The sequence below is a fragment of the Ferruginibacter sp. genome (assembly GCF_028288465.1).
In the GTDB taxonomy this organism is placed as follows: Bacteria; Bacteroidota; Bacteroidia; order Chitinophagales; family Chitinophagaceae; genus Ferruginibacter.
Window position 1 is genome coordinate 24,144 of sequence record NZ_JAQBNR010000039.1, and the last position, 21,141, is coordinate 45,284.

The window sequence follows — 21,141 nt, forward strand, 5'->3', positions numbered from 1 at the left end:
GAGCAACAACAAATGCAGTGGCTCAATAAATCAAAATGCTTCAGCAATTATAAAAACCAAAATAATTTTTTAATGAATAAATCAATCGTCGCTGCATGTTGCATATTGTTTTTTGTTGTTCAGCTAACAGCGCAGGATAAGTATGAATTAAACACCGGCTGGTTCTGTTCGCCTATCGCCGCAACCAAACAGGCAGGTACAGAAATTTCAAAGCCTTCCTTTGCCGTAAATGGCTGGTTGCCCGCTACAGTGCCTGGCACTGTGCTCACTACCATGCTGAATAATAAGCAGGTGCCCGATCCCTTTTATGGAATGAACAACCAGTACATTCCGGATATTTATCAAACTGGCCGCGACTACTATACCTACTGGTTTGTAAACAATTTTAAAGAAAAAGTAACCTCAGCAAATGAGCAGGTATGGTTAAACTTCAGGGGTGTAAATTATGGTTGTGATGTGTTTGTAAACGGCCACAAAGTGAATGAAAAAATGCACAAGGGCATGTACCTGCGGCAGACCTATAACATTACAGCCTACCTTTCAAAAGATGGTAATAACCGTTTGGCTGTGATCGTATATCCGCCGGATGTTGTAGGCAATCCCAACGGCGGCCAGGGCGGTGATGGCGAAATCGCCAGGAACGCAACCAACCAGTACACAGCGGGCTGGGACTGGATACAACCCATCCGGGACCGTAACACCGGCATCTGGGATAAAGTAACCATCAAAAAAACCATCAGCGTAAATCTCAAAAATTCAAACGTTGTAACGTTGGTGCCCGGTGTTCGTTTACCCGGATCTTCGCAGCAACCAGCCGTTATTAAAGTAAGTTCCGAAATTGAAAACCCGGGCAGCACATTGCTTGCGGGCACACTTCAATACACGCTCGATGGCAACATCATTAAAAAGGATATCACGCTTCAGCCAAAAGCAACTGCTGAATTTCAACTGCCGGATTACACTTTAAAGAATCCTAAATTATGGTGGCCCAACGGCTACGGCGATCAGCCCCTTTATAAGATTCAGGTACAATTTACCAGCAAGTCAAAAGCCTTGCTGGATAAGGAAGACATCAGCTTTGGTGTACGTGAAATTCAGACAGGATGGAATGCACATACCGGTAGCAGGGAAACAACCGTGAATGGTCAAAAGATATTTATTAGAGGGGGCAACTGGATAGTATCTGATGCCATGATGCGTTTTACAAAAGAGCGCTATGATGCGGAGATACATTTTCACCGCGATATGAATTTAAACCTCATCCGCATTTGGGGAGGTTCATTAACGGAGCGTCCCGAGTTTTACGAAGCCTGTGATAAATACGGCATGCTTGTGTTTCAGGATTTCTGGTTTTCGGGCGACTGCAATGGCAGGTGGCTTGACCCGATGAAGAAGGAAGATCAATGGACACGCCGCCAGTACCCGGATGATCATGCGCTCGTTCTTGAATCACTTGCAGATCAGATAAAGATGATCCGCAGTCATCCTTCACTGGCATTTTATTGCGGGGGAAACGAGATCACGCCACCGGAAGATATTTTCAAAGCGTTGAAAGATTCCATCTTGCCAAAGCTCGACCGCATCCGTTATTTTTATGATTATTCCAACAGCGACAGCATGTCGGCCAATACGCTTGGAGGTAATGGCGACGGACCATACGGCGTTCAGAACATCAATACATTCTGGGGTTTTAAAACCTTTCCGTTTAACAGCGAAGTTGGGTCTGTTGGGGTAGGTGATTACGAATCCCTTGAAAGATTTCTGCCAAAAGAAAACATGGTAGCGCCGCAATACCCGGGCAAGCCTGATTCCGTTTGGGACTACCATAAATACATTGGCTACGATCAGTTTATTGCTCCATACGGAGCAGTGAAAGATGTGCGTGATTTTGGCTTAAAAGCACAGTTGGTTAATTACGATCAGTACCGTGGTTTAATAGAAGGATTTTCAGCGCACATGTGGGATTGGTACACGGGTGTTATCATCTGGAAAACGCAAAATCCCTGGACAGCTTTACGTGGGCAGATGTACGATTATTACCTTGACCCCAACGCCTGTTTGTATGGATTAAAAACGGCTGGGGAACAGGTACATGTGATGTACAATCCTGTCACCGGTATGGTGATGATTGAGAACAATGGCTTTAAAATAGTCCGCGACCTGATGCTGGAAATTAAGACCTACAACATGGAAGGAAAAGGCAATTTGCTAACGCAGGTATTTGCTGAAGCACAGCCAACATCGGTTAAAAATTATATTCCAATCAAAGAAACCATTGACGGTTTGCGTAAAGAGAAAGGCATGTTTTTATCACTGCGATTGCTGGATAAAAACCAGCAAATTGTCAGCGATAATTTTTACTGGCTGCCCAACAATGAAGAAAAATATTCAGGATTGCAGCAGATAAAACCCGCAGCAGCAACCATCGACGCAAAGCAACAGGGAGCTGATAAAATCGCAGTCACCATCAGCAATCCGGCTAACGGGCCAGTCTCATTCTTTAACCGTATTTCACTGGTAAATCCTGCCACTAAAAAAAGAATACTCCCAGTATTTTACAGCGATAATTATATATCTGTTTTGCCCGGCGAAACAAAAACCATTACGCTGGAATACACGTCCAGTGCATCAAATGCCAATCCACAGGTTTCATTGCAGGGTTGGAATACAGCGGAACAGCTGGTTGATGTGAAATAGACAAGGCAATTCTAAAATAGTATAAAATGTATTCATGAAGCTCATAAAACCGTTAGCAGGCATTGCGATAGCACTTGTTTTTTGTAACAGCTCCAATGCGCAAACTCCTTTATTCAGGAATGAAAAAGCACCGAAGGAAGCAAGGGTAAAAGACTTGTTGCATGCACTCACGTTGCCGGAAAAAATTGCCATGCTTGGCAATACAAGCCCTGCTGTCGACAGGTTGAAAATACCCGCCTACAACTGGTGGAACGAATCGTTGCATGGTCTTGCAAGAGCGGGCGAAGCCACGGTATTTCCTCAGGCCATTGGTATGGCAGCCACCTTCAATGATGAGTTATTAAAAGAAGAAGCAGGCGTGATTTCAACAGAAGCCAGGGCCAAGTATAACCTGGCTGCAAAAATGAACCGTCATCTTTGGTACATGGGCCTTACCTTCTGGTCGCCCAACATCAATATTTTTCGTGATCCACGCTGGGGCAGGGGGCAGGAAACTTACGGAGAAGATCCATTGCTGACGTCAAAAATGGGTACTGCTTATGTAACCGGCCTGCAGGGAAATGATGCGAATTATTTGAAAGTTGCGGCTTGCGCCAAGCACCTTGCAGTACACAGCGGCCCGGAAGTGGATCGTCATAATTTTGACGCCATTGTTGATGAAAAAGACCTTCGGGAAACCTATTTATATTCTTTTAAAAAACTGGTAGATGCCAATGTGGAAGCCGTGATGTGCGCTTATAACCGTGTTAACGGTGAGCCTTGCTGCACGGGTAAAACATTGATCACGGATATTGTAAAAAATGAGTGGCGCTTCAAAGGACACATGGTGACCGATTGTGGTGCTTTGTCAGATATCATCAATATCCCCGGGGTAAAAACTACCAAAGAAGAACTGGCCGCTGCAGCAATCAAAGCGGGTATTAACCTGGAGTGCGGCGGCATTTTGCAGCAGGATGTGATGGGCGCCATTAACAAAGGCCTTTTAACAGAAGCCAATGTAGACACAGCCCTCAGCGGCATCCTGCGCACGCAGATGAAACTGGGAATGTTTGATAATGATGCCTCGGGCAATCCTTATAGCAAGTTCGCAGAAGACAGTGTGCACAATGATTACCACGTGGCCTTATCCCGCAAAGCGGCCCAACAAAGTTTGGTGTTGCTTAAAAACAATGGCGTATTGCCATTGTCAAAAGATAAGTATGAATCCATTTTGGTAACGGGCGCCAACTCGGCTTCGCTTGAAGCAATGGTAGGCAATTACCACGGCATGTCGGGTAACATTGTAACTGTCGCAGAGGGTATAACAAAAGCCGCAGGACCAGCCACGGTAGTGCAATACGACCAGGGAAGTGATTACACTGACACCACGCATTTTGGCGGTATTTGGGTTTCGCAAAACAGCGATATTACGATTGCGGTGGTAGGCTTAACGCCGCTGCTGGAGGGCGAAGAAGGCGATGCATTTTTATCTGCTTCAGGCGGCGACAGGGCCAGCATGAGTTTGCCTGCAGCACACTTAGCTTTTTTAAAAAAACTAAGAACAGCTTCCAAAAAGCCAATTGTTGTTGTGGTGAATGCAGGAAGCGCTGTGGACATCACTGCCATCAATGATTACGCTGATGCGATCATACTCGCCTGGTATCCGGGTGAGCAGGGTGGCGCTGCTTTGGCGGATGTATTGTTCGGGAATGTAAATCCATCCGGAAGATTGCCACTTACCTTTTATCAATCGCTGAACGATCTGCCCAACTATAAAGATTATGCCATGAAAGGGCGCACTTATCGCTACTTTAACGGCCCTGTTCAATATCCTTTCGGATATGGATTAAGTTACACCAGTTTCGACTACAAATGGAAGCAGGGGCCAATGGCTGCTTATAAAGTAACGGACAGCATTCGGGTAGCCGTTGATGTCAACAACACAGGCAGTTTTGATGGGGATGATGTGGTGCAGGTGTACATGGAATATCCAAACCTGGAAAGAATGCCGGTAAAAGAATTGAAAGCGTTTAAAAGGGTTACGGTTGCCAGGGGAAGTTCAGCAACAGCAGACATAAAAATCCCGGTTTCAGATTTACAAAAATGGGATTTAAAGGAACATAAATGGAAGCTCAATAAAGGCACGTATACCATCTGTATCGGCAAAAATTCCAGCGACTTTATTTTAAAGAAAAGCTTTACGGTTAAATAAATATTTATTGGTAATTAATACAATGCCCTATTGTTATGCTAAGGCCTTTTCCCGGTAAGCCTTTGGTGACAACCCGGTTGATTTTTTAAAAAATTTGTTGAAATTGGACAGCGTTCTGTAGCCACAATTGAAGGCTACTTCTGACACATTGTAACTGGATTCAGTAAGTATTTTGCAGGCATTTGAAATCCTTATTTCGTTAAGGTAAGAGAAGAAACAGAGTTTTGTTTTTTGTTTAAACATTCTGCAAAAGGCGGGCGGTGTAAGGTTAGCTACTTTGGCGATAGCTTCAAGAGTAATGTCTTCGCTAAAATTTGCACTTACATAGTTAAAAACCTTCGTTAACCTGTCAGCGGTATTATCACTTAATTTGCTATCATACCCTTCACAAACAAAATAGTCCAGTTCATCAGACATAGAGAGGATGTGAAGAATTTCGATCAATCCAATAATACGTTCAAAGTCTTTTTTGTTTAGAAGCGCATTGATTTTTTTTGCCACAAACTTGTTGGTTTTACCCATCACTTTAATTCCGCGGCTGGCTTTTTTTATCAGCGTATTAATTTTGCTGCATTCTCTTAAATTGTAAAAACCATTGGAAAAAACGTCTTTATTAAAATAAGCTACCACAGCATGCGATAACCCCTCTGTTGAATGTTTCGAAAACTCTTCATCGTTGATGATTTCATGCGGTAAATCTGAGCCTATAAAAAAAATATCACCGCTGTAGAACGTATCCAGCTTATCGCCAATAATTCTTTTACCTTTTCCATTTTTAATGTAGATAAGTTCAAGCTCTGGATGGTAGTGAAATTTGGAATCAAAATATGGAAATTTCCTTTCCATGATGGCAATCTGCCTGTCGAGCGCATTGGATATTTCTGATTTAAAAGCCCGCATTGAAAAAAATTTTGGTATGCTGGAAAAGTTATTTGCTGCCCAGATTATTACTATTTAGTTGGTAGAAAAATACCAATATCGTTAAGAATTCCAGTGATGATATTATTTATGCCAAATAAATATTTTTTTAGCTAAAAATACATCTAAAGTTTTAAAATTGTTAACTAAGTTACAAAAACATTTTAAAAAATTTGTGAAAGTCGATATCTTTATCAAGGGAATTAAAGAATTTTGAAATAAACTATATATTATAAAAATGGGGCATTCAAGAAATAAGGCCACTTGTTAATATAGTACTTGTTGCTCAAAATTTTGACCTCTCATCAAAAATTGTTATCCTTTAAAATGACAAAGTACTTCTTAACCACTGCGTTTTGTTTTACTGCCTTTTGTAGCATTTTTGGCCAAGCCAGGTGGCGGGTCCTGTTAAGTGAAATGATTGTTCAAAATCCGGTCTTTCAGGAGTGCCACGCTTCGACAATCGCGGAAGTAGCTCCCGGCAAATTGATGGCTTCATTTTTTGCGGGAACCGGCGAAGGAGAAAAAGATGTTGCCATCTGGCTCGCCACTTGCGATCATGGTAAATGGACTACGCCTGCAGTCATAGCTGATGGCATTATCAATGATACCCTGCGTTACCCCTGCTGGAACCCGGTTTTATTCAAAAGCAAAGACGGCAAACTTTTTTTATTTTATAAGGAAGGCCCCAGGCCGTTCAATTGGTGGGGCATGGTAAAAACATCGGATGATAACGGCGTAACATGGAGTTTGCCGGAGCGGCTTGCAACCGGAATATTGGGGCCAATAAAAAATAAACCGGTGCAGATGGTGGATGGCACGATATTCTCACCATCAAGCAAAGAAGAAAATGATGTATGGAAAGTGTACATCGAAAAGTCAACTGACAAAGGCAATAGCTGGCAGTTGATTCCTGTGGACACGGGTAATGCATTCAGGGTAATTCAGCCAACTATTTTATTGTATCCGCATCAACGCCTGCAGATGCTTTGCAGAAGTAACCAGGATAAAATAGTACAGTCCTGGTCAAATAATAACGGACAAACATGGAGTAAATTTTCGCTTACGCAGCTGCCAAATCCTAATTCAGGTATTGATGCTGTTACCTTAAAAGGCGGCGTGCAGATGCTTGTATACAATCCTGCAACCAAAGGAAAAGAGTGGTCAAATGGTCGTCAAAAACTGCATGTAGCTATATCAAAAGATGGGCTGAATTGGAAAGATATTATTGTGCTTGAAAATGGCACAAGCGAAGAGTTTAGTTATCCAGCTATTATAGAAACAACTGATGGAAAGGTGCACATTACTTACACATACGATAGGAAAAATATTAAGCATGTTGTGCTTGCGTATAAGTAAGCTGTTTATTATTGATGGGGCACAAGAAGTAACGCGCTACCAGGCGAACTTGATTAAAGTGTTGCTGGTAGTGCAACAGGTGGCGTTCAATGTTAATATTTTGTCAGCTAGCGATAATATTGAAGCGACGATTATTAACACCAATTGTCATCTTTACCATTTACAACAGTTGGCCTGGTGATAAGCAGTTTTTGTGTGATAAATCATGCAGGTAACAAAAGGGGTTTAGTAGCTATGCTGTATAATTATCATCACAATCGCAGGAGTTGTATCCTGGTTTGTATGAATTTAAAGATTGAACTAATAAAAAAAACAAGACATTTTAGAATTATGAAATCATTTCTTTTTCTCACAATTTGGATCATTGCAGGCCTGGTAGGTTTTGCACAGCCGGTAAGCATTATTCCACAACCAGTAAGTGTTAAACAAACGGGGGGCAAGTTTATCATAAATGCAAAAACTGTTATTGTAGCTAAAGACGCTGAAGAAGAAAAGGCAGCTGATTTCTTTACTACTTATTTGCAGAGTGTGTATGGATTTACCTTAGGAAAAAGCAACAGTGCGCAACATAATTACATAAGGCTTAATACCAGGAAATTTATCCAAAAACCGTCATCTGATGCTTATACTCTAATGGTTACATCTTCCGGTGTAACCATTACAGGTGATACTTATCCCGGCACTTTTTACGGTATTCAGAGCCTCATTCAATTACTGCCTGTCGCAAAGAGTAACGCATTAACTATTCCGGCTGTTACCATTGCTGATGCGCCGCGATTCAATTACAGGGGAATGATGCTGGATGTGGGTCGTCACTTTTTTCCTTTACCAGTTGTAAAAAAATATATTGATTATATCGCCCTGCATAAAATGAATTATTTCCACTGGCATCTTACGGATGACCAGGGCTGGAGAATTGAAATAAAAAAATACCCGTTGTTAACACAAGTGGGCAGCACCCGCAACAACACCATCATTGGCCATTTCCCGGGTACAGGAAATGATAATACACCACATGGAGGATTTTACACCCAGGATGAAATAAGAGAAGTAGTTAAATATGCCGCAGACAGGTTTATAACTGTTGTGCCTGAAATTGAAATGCCCGGCCATGCAGAAGCTGCGCTAACGTCCTACAACTGGCTGGGGTGCCCTGGCACTGGCCCCTACAAAGTGGAGGGTACCTGGGGTGTGTTTGACAATGTTTTTTGTGCCGGCAAAGATTCGACTTTTCAATTTTTGCAGGATATAATAGATGAAGTGCTGCAATTGTTTCCTTCACCTTACATACATGTAGGTGGCGATGAGTGCCCGAAAACCAACTGGAAAAAATGCCCGCTTTGCCAGGCAAGAATAAAAGCAGAGGGTTTAAAAGATGAGCATGGATTGCAGAGTTATTTTGTACAGAGAATGGAGAAATATATCAACGGCAAAGGACGTAAAATTATTGGTTGGGATGAAATTCTGGAAGGAGGATTAGCTCCCAATGCAACTGTAATGAGCTGGCGTGGAGAGGAGGGAGGCATTGATGCGGCCAAACAAAATCATGATGTTATTATGACGCCGGGCGGATGGGTTTACTTTGATCATGCACAGGTTGAAAAAGATGATTCACTTACCATCGGAGGTTTTTTGCCACTGGGAAAAGTATACGGATATGAGCCGATTCCAAAAGAATTAAATGCGGAGCAGGCCAAACACGTTCTGGGCGGCCAGGCCAATTTATGGACAGAATATATTACCAATCTGCCAAAAATTGAATACATGATTTTCCCTCGCATGAGTGCGTTGAGTGAAGTGCTTTGGAGTCCCAAAAATCAGCGGAACTGGAAGTTGTTTTTGCCACGTTTACAGCAACAATATAAAAGATATGATTTATGGAAAAGCAATTTTAGTAAAGCTATAATCGCAGAAGTTAAAGTTGCGCCCAAAAAAGTCATCAGTAAAAAGAAGTGATTTTGACAATGCTATGCCAGTGAAAAAACAGGCTGTTATTTGCAACAGCATTCAAAAAGATCATTCTAAAGTTTTTTAATTGATGGAATCAGAAACACTCATACAACCAAAGATGTTGTCGCACGAAAAAGTGCCAGTCGTAATTTATAAAAACTCCCGTGAGGCTTCCAAAATAGTGGCGCGGGAAATTGCGGATTTTATCATCGCATGTCAGCAAAATGGCAAACGTGCGGTGCTTGGTTTGGCAACCGGCTCAACCCCCAAAACAGTATATGCTGAATTAGTAACACTGCATCGCATAGAAGGACTGAGTTTTAAAAATGTGATCAGTTTTAACCTGGATGAGTACTACACGCTGCCTCCTGATGCGATCCAAAGCTACCGCCGGTTTATGAATGAAAACCTGTTTGATCATATCGATATCCTGCCTGAAAATTGTTATATACCCGACGGCACGGTACCACAGGAACTGTTAAAGACCTACTGTACCGAATATGAAAATAAAATTGCGGAGGCAGGTGGTATCGATATCCAGCTGCTGGGTATTGGCAGCAATGGACATATTGGGTTTAATGAACCCGGCTCACATGTAAGTTCACCTACAAGGCTCATTACACTCGACCTGAGTACAAGAGCAGATGCCGCATCTGACTTTGGAGGCATCGCCAATGTTCCCAAAAAAGCCATCACCATGGGCGTTGGTACCATCTTAAAAGCCAGAAGAATTATACTGCTTGTATGGGGTGAACGCAAAGCAGATATTTTAAAGAAGGCGGTTGAAGGGCCCGTTACAGAATTTGTGCCGGCCTCTTACCTGCAGGGTCATCCGAATACACTTTTTGTTACGGAACAATCGGCGGCTGCAGCTTTAACACGCCGCAGATCCCCCTGGTTAACTGAAAATGTTGTTTGGGATACGGCGATGATTAAAAAAGCGGTTACCAGTTTGGCCCTAATGGTAAAGAAGCCCATTCTTAAGTTAACAGACAATGACTATAATGAAAACGGCCTGAGTGACCTGCTGGCTATGTACGGACAGGCGTACGATATCAACATAAAAGTTTTCAACTGGTTGCAGTATACCATTACAGGATGGCCGGGCGGTAAACCCAATGCTGATGATACCAACAGACCCGAAAGAGCCAATCCTGCAAAAAAACGAGTGCTGATTTTTAGTCCTCACCCGGATGATGATATCATTTCGATGGGTGGCACTTTTCAGCGGCTTGTTGATCAGGGGCATGAAGTACATGTGGCGTATCAAACTTCCGGGAATATCGCAGTCGCTGATGATGAAGCATTGCGGTTTACAGAATTTGTTATCGACTTTAATGAAAAATTTTCAATTGAAAATGAGGGTACCAATGCTATTTACAAAAAGGCACTGGCTTTTTTAAAGGTGAAAGAAAGTGGCGAAAAAGATATTGAAGAAGTACGGTATGTAAAAGGGTTGATCCGGCGTGGCGAAGCAAGAAATACCTGCCGCTTTGTTGGTATTCCGGCCGACTGCATTCATTTTCTTGATCTTCCTTTTTATGAAACCGGGCTGGTTGAAAAAAGCCCCTTGTCGCAAAAAGATTATGCCATCGTACAACAGGTAATTCAACAGGTGCAGCCGCACCAGTTGTATGCAGCCGGCGATCTGGCAGATCCGCATGGTACACACAAGGTTTGCCTGGATGCCATTTTTGAAGCGGTACATTTATTGAAGAACGAAGCCTTTATGAAAGATTGCTGGGTATGGTTGTATAAAGGGGCATGGGCCGAATGGGATATCGATATGATAGAAATGGCAGTTCCTATGAGTCCGGACCAGGTGCTTAAAAAAAGGCTGGGAATTTTTAAACATCAATCCCAGAAAGATGGAGTGGTTTACCAGGGCACTGACTCCCGGGAGTTCTGGCAAAGAGCAGAAGAAAGAAACAAGGCAACAGCTGACCTGTATAACAAATTAGGCCTTGCAGAATATGCGGCAATGGAGGCATTTGTGCGATGGCATTTTTAACAAACCAATCACATAAAACATTTGCCAGCGCAAGCAGCCTTCTAACGTTAAAAAGCATCATGTATTAATAGCAACTTAAACTGGATAGTTCAACTTCTTTTGTATAGTTCCCGTTTGATGAAGGGATTTTTTTATTAACCAAAAACTAAAATTGTAATGAGAAAATTACGCATTTTAACCGCCTTGCTACTGCTAAGTTCAGTAGTGATGGCACAAAGCCGGCAACTAACCGGTACTGTTACAGATTCTAAATCTGGCAGCGGCTTACCGGCTGCCACAATTGGTGTAAAAGGCAAAACTGCCAAGACCGCTGCTGGTCCTGATGGCTCTTTTTCACTCACTGTTCCTGCCGGTAATATTTCCCTGGAGGTTACTTCTGTTGGCTATGTTACTAAAACCATTTTGGTGGAAGGTGACAAAAGCAATATTACAGTTGTATTGGACCAGGCTTCTGCAGACATGTCCGAAGTAGTGGTAACTGCCTTGGGTATCAGCAAACAAACAAGGAAAGTAGGGTATGCTGTATCGACAGTTGGTGGCGACCAGATGTCCAAAGCAAGGGAAAACAACGTAGCACTGGGGTTAGCAGGACAGGTTGCCGGTTTAAATGTTCATGGCACCAATGGTGGTCCTGGAGGTTCTGCCCGTATTCTATTGAGAGGTATTTCAAGTATCACAGGTGGCGGCGCTCCCTTGTTTGTGATCAACGGAGTACCGATGGATAATAGCCAGCGTGGTAGCGCAGGTGAATGGGGTGGTTCTGATAACGGTGACGGTATCGGAAATATAAACCCGGATGATATAGAAAGCATGACCGTGTTGAAAGGTCTTGCTGCTTCTGCCTTATATGGATCAAGGGCCGCTAATGGTGTAATTCTAATTACTACCAAAACTGGTAAAAAAGGAACGGCCAACATTGAATACAATGCCAACTACGTTGCAGAAAAAGCAATCAACAGCACCGATTATCAATATGTATACGGACAGGGAACAGGTGGTTTAAAACCATCCAGCGCCAGTTCTGCACAATCTACAGCACGTTTTGCATGGGGTGCTAAAATGGACGGATCGCAGGTGATTGGCCTTGACGGTAAAAACTACGCATACTCTCCTTACAAAAATAACATTGCTGATTTCTACAGATGGGGACCATCTTTTACCAACACAGTGTCTGTAAACGGTGGTGGTGATAAAGGTACTTATCGTTTGTCTGCATCTAACCTTAGTAATACTGCAATTGTAAGAGGCAGTGGGCTTGACAGGAAGACATTAAACTTCAGTATGGATCAGAAAGTAACTGATAAATTGTCTGTCACAGTAATGGCTAATTACATCGATCAGCTTGCAAAAAATCCTCCGCAATTAAGTGACGGTCCGGGTAACCCAAACAACGGTTTGTTCCTGGCTCCCAATATTAAAGAATCAATTTTGTCTCCCGGTTATGATGCCAATGGAAGGGAAATAGTATTCAGTGATGATAACTATGTAACCAATCCTTATTTTGCGGTGAACAAATGGATCAACGACGTAAGCCGTAAAAGACTGATTACTGCAGTTTCTGCAAAGTACAATTTTACAAGCTGGTTGTATGCTATGGGCCGCATCGGATATGATAATGAAGACGACCGCGTGTTGGGTGTTACTCCATCAGGTACTGACTATTCTTATAACTCCGCAGGTCAGTCAGGAGGCATTGGTCTTTCCACCTCGCAAACATCTGAATTAAACCTGGATGCATTGATAGGAGTTACCCACAAAATTACAAGTGATATCAACCTGGACGCTACATTGGGTGCCAATGCAAGAACCAATAAAAGCGAAGGTTTAAATATCAATGGCGGACCATTTGTATTACCAGGATTGTATACTCCGGGTAACGTATTAAACTACGGAAGAGGATATAGCTACAATGAAAGAAAAGTACATTCAGGATTTTATTCTATGGACTTTAGCTATAAAACATTCTTTAGCATTGGTACTACAGGCAGATATGATGCCTTCTCTACACTATATAACTCAGGTATTCCAAAAGGCGACCGCAATATATTTACACCGTCTGTGTCTGCCAGCTTAATATTCTCACAGTTAATAGATGTACCTAAACTTAGCTTTGGTAAACTTCGTGCTTCTTATGCAAAAACCAGTGGAGAACCAGCTACGCCTTACCAAACTGCTGTTTATTATAATGTTGGTGGAGCAATCAATGGCACTTCTACAGGAAGTTTCGACGGAACACTTCCTAACCTGTTCCTGAAACCATATACCCTTACAGAATTTGAAGTTGGTACAGAATTGAAGTTCCTTAGCAACCGCTTAGGATTTGATATTGCTTATTTTAACCGTAAATCATCTAATGAAATTATGAATGCCAACCTTAGCTGGGCAACCGGATATTCTGGTTCAGTAATTTCAAATGGTAGCATCCAAACTAAAGGGCTTGAAGTGATGGTGACTGGCAATATTGTTAAGCAAAAGAATTTTAACTGGAATGCAAGCCTTAACCTTACCTCTGTTAGCAATAAGGTGCTGAAAACAGATGCAGCGGGCAACCAGCTTGGCTTGGGCACATACAGACCTTTGAATGCAAATACAGCTTATGTGATAGGTTTGAGCGGACCACAGGTTATGGCTCATGATTACACTTATAACGACAAAGGACAAATTGTTGTTGACGGAAGTGGCTTACCGGTACAGGGAGGCCTTATAGCAATGGGATCAGTTTTACCTAATTTGTACGGTGGTTTTAAAAATGATTTCAATTACAAAAACTTTGATTTATCATTTTTAATTGACTACAATTATGGTAATAAAGTACTGTCTGCGACTAAGAACTATGCCCTGGTAAGAGGCTTGGATAAAGCAACTTTGGTTGGAAGAGAAACAGGTATTAAGGTTAACGGTGTATTGGCCGACGGAACAGCTAACGGTGTTACGGCAACTGCAGAATCGTACTATCAAAGGTTAGCGCAAATTTCAAGAGGCAACGTATTAAATGGTGATTATATTAAACTACGCCAGGTTACACTTGGTTATACTATTTCTGAAAAAGCATTGGCAGGATTACCTTTATTTAGCTCTATCCAGATTTCTTTTGTTGCACGTAATCTTTTCACTTTCCTTAAGAATACAGATAACATTGATCCGGAAGCGGGCTTCTCTTCAACTATCCGCTATGCAGGTATTGAAGGCACCAGTCTTCCTTCAACCAGGTCTTTTGGTATCAATGCTAATTTCAAATTCAAAAAATAACCAGACATGAAAAAAACTATTTTAAATATGGGTCTTTTTGCAGCCGTTTTTATAACGAGCTGTACAAAAAACTTCGATGATGTCAATACCGATCCTACCAAGGCTTCGGCAGCTAATTTCGATGCTAACCTTTTATTGCCATCAGGGCAGTTAGGATATGTAGACGCAATTTCCGGCTACAACGGGCCGATACTTTTTCAAAGTATGTGGACACAAACTTTTGCTTCGGCCATTTACCCGGGCTATTATAGCGGTGGTGATAAATACGTGCAGGGAGGCAGTTTCTTAAACTACCAGGGACGTACCTGGGATGCCGGCTACAGATCTGCCAGCTATCTGCGTGAGATACAGAACTTAACCAAAGATAAACCTGAATTAAGTAATGTAAGTGGCATTTCCGTTATCTGCGAAGTACTTAATATTGAAGCTGTAACGGATGTTTACGGTGACGTGCCATACTCACAGGCACTTAGCGCAAAGTCTGGTATTTCTCAACCAGTGTACGACAAGCAACAGGATGTTTACAACCTGATGTTTGCTAAACTGGACAGTGTTTTACCTACACTGGACGCAGCCAAAGCTATTCCAACAAATGACGTATTTCCCTACAAAGGCAACATTGCGCAATGGAAAAAATTTGGTTATTCTTTGATGCTGCGCATGGCTATGCGCTTAACCAAAGTGGATCCAGCTACGGCACAGAAGTATGCTGAAAAAGCGTATGCCGGCGGCGTTTTTGCAAGCAATGCAGATAATGCTTATGTTGTATTCGACAACTCTCATGGTTTTAGCAACGCCAACTCGCGTTCCCTGACAACTGCAGAAGATTATTCTGAAGTTAAGTGGGGTAAAGTGCTGGTTGATTATTTAAAATCAACTGCTGATCCAAGATTGGGAGTGATTTCAGAGGTACCAATGCCAGGTAAAGCCAATGCTGCCAATGAGAGTCTTGCAGGCGTTTCAACTCCAGCTTTACAGCAAGGTATGCCTAATGGCTACGATCAAAATGGTGGCGCAACTGACATTACACATGCACCTGGTTTTCCCGGAGCTACCGGAACCGGAGATGATATCAATGTTACTGGCGGGTATTCACGTCCCACCACTGCTGTATACCTGGATTTGAATGCACCTACTTTCGTTTTAACCTATGCACAGACAGAATTTTTATTAGCTGAAGCTGCTGTAAGGGGATGGAATGTAGGCGCAACAGCTGCTGCTCACTATGCAAACGGTTTAGCTGCTGCTATCCAGACTTACGGTCAGATTAACGCAAAAGGCGCTATCGCTGCCGGCACTGCAACAGCTTATGCTGCTGCAAATCCGCTGGACGTTTCTTCTGTTGAAAATTCCTTAAAGCAAATCAACACCCAATACTGGGTACTTGCAGGCACCATCTTTGATTTTGACGAAGCATGGAGCAACTGGAGAAGATCTGGTTATCCCGTTTTAACACCGGTAAATTACGCCGGTAATTTTACAGGAGGTACTATTCCAAGAAGACAAGCTTATCCAACAAGCGAAGCTTCTAATAATCCTGCAAACTACAAGTCAGCCGTAACCGGATTGTCAGGTGGTGATACTTATGCCGGACGTGTTTGGTGGGATAAATAAGTATTTTATTAATCAAAATAAAGACAGTTTTAGTAGGTCAAATTAACGCCACAGGGCCATCATTTTGATGGTCTTGTGGTTTAATTTTTTATGGAAGCTCTGCCCTTAAAATTTAAATGACTTTCCGGTGGTTGTACAATTGAAGCCCCCGATACAGCAGCCATAAAAATTAAGCAAACTTTATCAACTAATTTAAGCGCATCCCGGCAATAAATCTTTCTTTAGAATAACTTTAGGTATGAGATTTTATATTACTACTGCAACCTTATTATTATTATTATTTGCTATACCGGCTATTGCACAGCAAAAGCTTTTTCAACTGTTGCCTCCCGGCCAAACCAATATACACTTCAGCAACGATATCAGCGAATCGGAAAGCCTGAATGTATTATCATACGAATATTTTTATAATGGCGGGGGTGTGGCCGTTGGTGATATTAACAACGACGGGCTGCCCGATCTTTTTTTTACAGGCAATATGAAGCCCAATAAATTATACCTTAACCTGGGTAATATGCAATTTAAAGACATCACCAAAGATGCCTGTAGCGAATTACCCGGCCGGGCCGGGGGATGGAAAACAGGCGTTACGATGGCTGATGTAAACGGAGACGGGTTAATGGATATTTATGTATGTTATTCTGGCAAAGTGGGGGAGGAACTGAGAAGAAACCAACTCTTCATCAATAAAGGAAATTTAAAATTTACAGAAGAGGCGAAAGCTTATGGATTAGATGACAAAAGTTATAGTACGCAGGCTGCTTTTTTTGACTATGATAATGATGGCGACCTGGATATGTTTTTGCTGAACCACAGCACTAAAAAAATTGATAATATGGAATTTGCCAAATTCAGAAATGATATTGATGAACTGGCAGGTGATAAATTATATGAGAATAACGGTAACCATTTTACAGATGTTTCTGTAAGAGCCGGTATTCGGCAAAACCCGATGACGTTTGGATTGGGCATTGCCATCGCAGATGTAAATAAAGATGGCTGGCAGGATATTTATGTTAGCAACGATTACAACGAGCCTGATTATTTATACATCAATAACCATGACGGAACCTTTACGGATCAGTCGCAGCAGAGGTTACGGCATTTATCTCAATTTTCAATGGGAGTGGATATCGCGGATTTTAACAACGATGGCCTGCCGGATATTATGTCGCTTGATATGTTACCGGAAGATAACAGGCGCCAGAAATTACTACAGTTACAGGAAAATTATGAATCGTTCGCATTGATGCAGAGCCAGGATTTATACAAGCAGTATATGCGCAATATGCTGCAGTTGAATAATGGCGATGGTACATTCAGTGAGATTGGCCGCCTGGCCGGCGTATCTGCTACCGACTGGAGTTGGTGTCCTCTGTTTGCTGATTTTGACAATGATGGATTCAAAGATTTATTTATAAGCAATGGGTACCTGCGGGATTATACCAACAAAGATTTTTTAAGGTATTGGGGAGATTATAAAGTAAAAAAAGCTGTTGACAGGGAACCTGCTTTATTGATGGATTTGGTAAAAGCAATGCCATCTACTACTTTACCGAATTACATTTTTAAAAATAACCACGACCTCACTTTTAGTAATAAGCAAATTGACTGGGGGCTGAGTACACCTGGCATATCAAGTGGTGCTGTATACGCCGACCTTGATAACGATGGCGATCTTGATTTGGTGATAAACAATATCAATGAAGTAGCATCTGTCTATAAAAATCAAAGCAGGGAACAGGATGCCGGTAATTATGTGGCAGTAAAATTATCCGGCAAGGCAGGCAATACAAATGCAATTGGCGCCAAGGTTTATTTATATACCAATGGCAACATGCAATACCAGGAAGTCAATCCAAACAGGGGATACTTATCCTGCGTATCTACCGTACTTAATTTTGGTTTGGGTACACAAAAAAATATTGACTCATTAAAAATTATATGGCCGGATGGCAGTACACAGCTAACGGCAAACCTCACCGTTAATCAAAAAATAATTATTCAACAAAATGTTGTGTCAAAGCCAGCGAAAATGTTACCGGAAAATGCCGTTATACCCCTCTTTACAAGGATGCCTGCTTTGCTGGATTATAAAAGTGAACTAAGCAATCAAAATGATTTTAAACGGCAATTGTTAATGCTGTTTATGTATTCAAAAACGGGGCCTGTAATTGCCAGGGCAGATGTAAATAAAGATGGGCTTGAAGATATGTTTATCAGTGGAGATAATACCCAGGCTGCAAAAATATATATCCAGCAGCGGGACGGCCATTTTGTTGCGCAGGAAGGATTTTCGGGCGGCAATGAAAATGAATGTACTGTTGCGGCAGCCGTGTTTTTTGATGCCAACGGGGATGGGTTTCCTGATTTATATATTGCCAAAGGTGGCTATAGTCTGTGGGAAGCCAATACGCATTCGCTGCAGGATGAATTGTACCTCAATGATGGTAAAGGAAATTACAGTTTATCGGAAGAGGCTTTGCCGGATGTAAGTGCCAGCAGCAAATCCTGCGTACGGCCTTGTGATATCGATGGAGATGGTGATCTGGATTTGTTTGTTGGCGGACGCATTATACCGGGCAAATATCCGCTGGCTCCAAAAAGTTACCTGTTAATCAATGATGGCAAAGGAAAATTTACAGTTGCAGATATGCCATTTTCAAATATCGGCATGGTCACAGATGCGCAATGGATTGATATTAATAAGGATGGAAGAAAAGATATGGTACTTTGTGGTGAGCTGGTGCCAATAAAAATATTTATCAATACCACTTCTGGCTTCGCTGATAAAACCGGTGAATATTTTTCTGAACCGACCAATGGTTTTTGGTTTACTTTAAATATAGCTGACGTAGATGGCGACGGCAATGAAGATATTATTGCCGGTAACCTGGGTTTAAATTCTCCTTTCAAAATATCTGAAAAAGAACCTGCCGAAATGTATTATGCAGACTTTGATGGCAACGGTTCCATCGATCCGTTTTTCAATTGCTATGTGCAGGGCAAAAGTTATCCTTTTGTAAGCAGGGATGAATTGAATGAACAGATCTACCCGATGCGCCGAAAATTTTCATCTTATAAAAGTTATGCAGATGCCGGTATGAAAGAAATTTTTACCCCTGACGAACTTTCCAAAGCATCCGTGCTTACAGCCAGTGAGGAAAGGACAGTGTGTTTTTTAAACCGGGGCGGCAAATTCGTGAAATCGTTGTTACCATTGCAGGCACAGTTTTCGGTTGTAACAAAAATATTGGCGAAGGATTTTACACACGACGGGAAAATTGATTTGTTGTTACTGGGCAATCACGCAGATAACCGGTTAAAAATAGGAAGCATTGATGCCAATTACGGTTGCTTATTAAAAGGTGATGGTAAAGGGAATTTTGAATATATCCCTCAACCAGTCTCTGGATTTTCTGTAAAGGGTGATGTAAAATCAGCCGAAGCGATAACGGTTGGCAAAGAGCAATATATTGTAATGGGAATTGCAGGCAGCGAACTAATTTTTTATAAACAGAACTGATGATGAAAAATATCTTTTTAGGATTGGCACTATTATATGGCCCGGTAAACGGACAAATAAAAAAAACATTACCTGCTTACCTGGATTTACAGCCTGTTGTATTTTCCATGTCTATGGTAATGATGCATGATGTGGTGAACCCGCCCGCTGCCAGCCGTTTTTATAGTTACGCAGTATTGAGTGCATACGAAATAGTCAGCCAAAACAATTCAACGCTCCAGTCACTCTCCACCTTGCTGAAAGATTACACGCCGGTAAAAATAACTGAAAATAACAAGACCTATAACTATCGTATCGCAGCAGTTTACGCAGTATTGGAAACAGGTAAAAGAATGCTTCCGTCGGGCTTTATGCTGCAGGAGCAGGAAGATGCTTATTTGAAAACCCTTAGTAAAAATAACATTGCAGCAAGCACCATCACGGCATCTGTTGCTGTGGCCAATCTCGTAGCCGGCAGCATGGTAGCCTATGCGAGGGCCGATGGCTATAGCAAGCTCAGCGCCAGGCTTAGGTATACGCCGGTAAAAGGTGATGCCTACTGGTATCCTACGCCGCCTGCCTATATCGAAGCAGTAGAACCCAATTGGAAAACGATTCGTCCAATGCTGATAGATTCGTGCAACCAGTTTATATGTGCTCCGCCAGTTACTTTTAGCAAAGACAGCAGCAGTAATTTTTTTAAACTGGCAAAAGAGGTATACGATATTTCTAACCGGGCAACACCTGCGCAAATACAGGTAGCATCTTTTTGGGATTGCAATCCTTTTATAGTAAATACGTCAGGCCATATGGCCATCGGCTTTAAAAAAATCAGTCCGGGAGGGCACTGGATGAATATTACAGGCATTGCGGCAAAAAAAGCGGGATTGTCTTTTGACAATGCAGTGCTTCTGCATACTATGGTTTCCCTCGCCCTGGTGGACGCATTTATAATTTGCTGGGATGAAAAATACCGCAGCAATCGGATACGTCCCGAAAGCTACATCAATAAATACATTGATCTGCACTGGCAACCGTTGTTGCAAACGCCCCCTTTTCCGGAATATACCAGCGGCCACAGTGTAATCTCTACTGCGGCTGCAGAAATCCTTAGTTATTTTTTGGGAGATCATTTCAGCTACACCGATAATTCAGAAGAGTTATTTGAAATACCTGCAAGAACATTCCCTTCTTTCCGCGAAGCAGCTGCGGAGGCTGCCATATCAAGGTTGTATGGCGGAATTCATTTTAGGGATGCTATTGAAAATGGACAAAGGCAAGGGAAGGCGTTGGGCAAATGGATAGTGGAAAAGATGAGTATTCATCTAAAACCCATCGGTGGATGAACTCGCATACAAACACCGGCTTTACATACTCTTGTAAAGCTAAAACAGCCTGTTGCTTGATTAATCAGACCTTTCAGTTAAAAAGTCTGTTTCCCCGTAAAAGTGCTGTCATATTTACCCTGCCAGCACTTAACATTTAAAAAGTATCAATTCTGCCTGGATTTAATATTAGTATTACTGAAATGTAGGTAATAATTTTGCGCAACCGTTTGTTTTACTGTCGCAAACGTTTGCGTAGTAACAATATCTTTTTTCGTCAAGCGAAAATTATTGCTTTTCCAAGAATTGTTCTCATCTTTAG

The 21,141-nt window shown here is 42.0% G+C and carries 10 protein-coding genes; 9 read left to right on the forward strand and 1 reads right to left on the reverse strand.

All coding sequences use genetic code 11. The features are described 5' to 3' along the window. The first annotated feature begins 72 nt into the window (after positions 1-72). Both JWR61_RS15690 and JWR61_RS15695 read left to right on the forward strand, forming a co-directional pair. Entirely contained in the window at positions 73-2,697 is a 2,625-nt protein-coding gene (locus tag JWR61_RS15690; RefSeq protein ID WP_301928697.1) for a sugar-binding domain-containing protein, read from the forward strand. A 34-nt stretch (positions 2,698-2,731) separates the two neighbouring features. Continuing rightward, a complete protein-coding gene (locus JWR61_RS15695; protein ID WP_301928698.1) occupies positions 2,732-4,888 on the forward strand; it encodes a glycoside hydrolase family 3 C-terminal domain-containing protein in 2,157 nt (718 codons plus the stop codon). Positions 4,889-4,921: 33 nt separating this feature from the next. Here JWR61_RS15695 and JWR61_RS15700 read toward each other — a convergent pair whose 3' ends face one another. Beyond that, positions 4,922-5,788: an AraC family transcriptional regulator gene (locus JWR61_RS15700; RefSeq protein WP_301928699.1), complete on the reverse strand. Its 867-nt coding sequence runs from the start codon at positions 5,786-5,788 to the stop codon at positions 4,922-4,924. Positions 5,789-6,133: 345 nt separating this feature from the next. Between JWR61_RS15700 and JWR61_RS15705 the strand changes: the two genes are divergently transcribed. From JWR61_RS15705 to JWR61_RS15735, 7 genes are all read left to right on the forward strand, one after another. Beyond that, the gene (locus JWR61_RS15705; protein ID WP_301928700.1) at positions 6,134-7,165 is read left to right on the forward strand and encodes an exo-alpha-sialidase; all 1,032 of its coding nucleotides are present in this window, start codon (positions 6,134-6,136) and stop codon (positions 7,163-7,165) included. A gap of 330 nt (positions 7,166-7,495) precedes the next feature. After that, positions 7,496-9,121, forward strand: a complete 1,626-nt coding sequence (locus tag JWR61_RS15710; RefSeq protein WP_301928701.1) for a beta-N-acetylhexosaminidase — start codon at positions 7,496-7,498, stop codon at positions 9,119-9,121. An 82-nt stretch (positions 9,122-9,203) separates the two neighbouring features. Beyond that, positions 9,204-11,126, forward strand: coding sequence for a glucosamine-6-phosphate deaminase (nagB, locus tag JWR61_RS15715; protein ID WP_301928702.1), 1,923 nt, complete (start codon positions 9,204-9,206; stop codon positions 11,124-11,126). 156 nt (positions 11,127-11,282) lie between these two features. After that, complete coding sequence (locus tag JWR61_RS15720; RefSeq protein WP_301928703.1) at positions 11,283-14,375, forward strand: SusC/RagA family TonB-linked outer membrane protein; 3,093 nt, start codon at positions 11,283-11,285, stop codon at positions 14,373-14,375. A 6-nt stretch (positions 14,376-14,381) separates the two neighbouring features. Next, on the forward strand, positions 14,382-15,989 hold the full coding sequence (locus JWR61_RS15725) for a SusD/RagB family nutrient-binding outer membrane lipoprotein (protein ID WP_301928704.1): 1,608 nt from the start codon (positions 14,382-14,384) through the stop codon (positions 15,987-15,989). 238 nt (positions 15,990-16,227) lie between these two features. Beyond that, on the forward strand, positions 16,228-19,515 hold the full coding sequence (locus JWR61_RS15730; protein WP_301928705.1) for a VCBS repeat-containing protein: 3,288 nt from the start codon (positions 16,228-16,230) through the stop codon (positions 19,513-19,515). After that, entirely contained in the window at positions 19,515-20,840 is a 1,326-nt protein-coding gene (locus JWR61_RS15735) for a vanadium-dependent haloperoxidase (protein ID WP_301928706.1), read from the forward strand. Before JWR61_RS15730 ends, JWR61_RS15735 begins: the two co-directional genes overlap by 1 nt. Positions 20,841-21,141: the final 301 nt, after the last annotated feature.

Coding starts and splice junctions, on each gene's coding strand:
- JWR61_RS15725 (WP_301928704.1), top strand. CDS start 14,382: ATGAAAAAAACTATTTTAAATATGGGTCTTTTTGCAGCCGTTTTTATA.
- JWR61_RS15720 (WP_301928703.1), top strand. CDS start 11,283: ATGAGAAAATTACGCATTTTAACCGCCTTGCTACTGCTAAGTTCAGTA.
- JWR61_RS15730 (WP_301928705.1), top strand. CDS start 16,228: ATGAGATTTTATATTACTACTGCAACCTTATTATTATTATTATTTGCT.
- JWR61_RS15690 (WP_301928697.1), top strand. CDS start 73: ATGAATAAATCAATCGTCGCTGCATGTTGCATATTGTTTTTTGTTGTT.
- nagB (WP_301928702.1), top strand. CDS start 9,204: ATGGAATCAGAAACACTCATACAACCAAAGATGTTGTCGCACGAAAAA.
- JWR61_RS15705 (WP_301928700.1), top strand. CDS start 6,134: ATGACAAAGTACTTCTTAACCACTGCGTTTTGTTTTACTGCCTTTTGT.
- JWR61_RS15700 (WP_301928699.1), bottom strand. CDS start 5,788: ATGCGGGCTTTTAAATCAGAAATATCCAATGCGCTCGACAGGCAGATT.
- JWR61_RS15710 (WP_301928701.1), top strand. CDS start 7,496: ATGAAATCATTTCTTTTTCTCACAATTTGGATCATTGCAGGCCTGGTA.
- JWR61_RS15735 (WP_301928706.1), top strand. CDS start 19,515: ATGATGAAAAATATCTTTTTAGGATTGGCACTATTATATGGCCCGGTA.
- JWR61_RS15695 (WP_301928698.1), top strand. CDS start 2,732: ATGAAGCTCATAAAACCGTTAGCAGGCATTGCGATAGCACTTGTTTTT.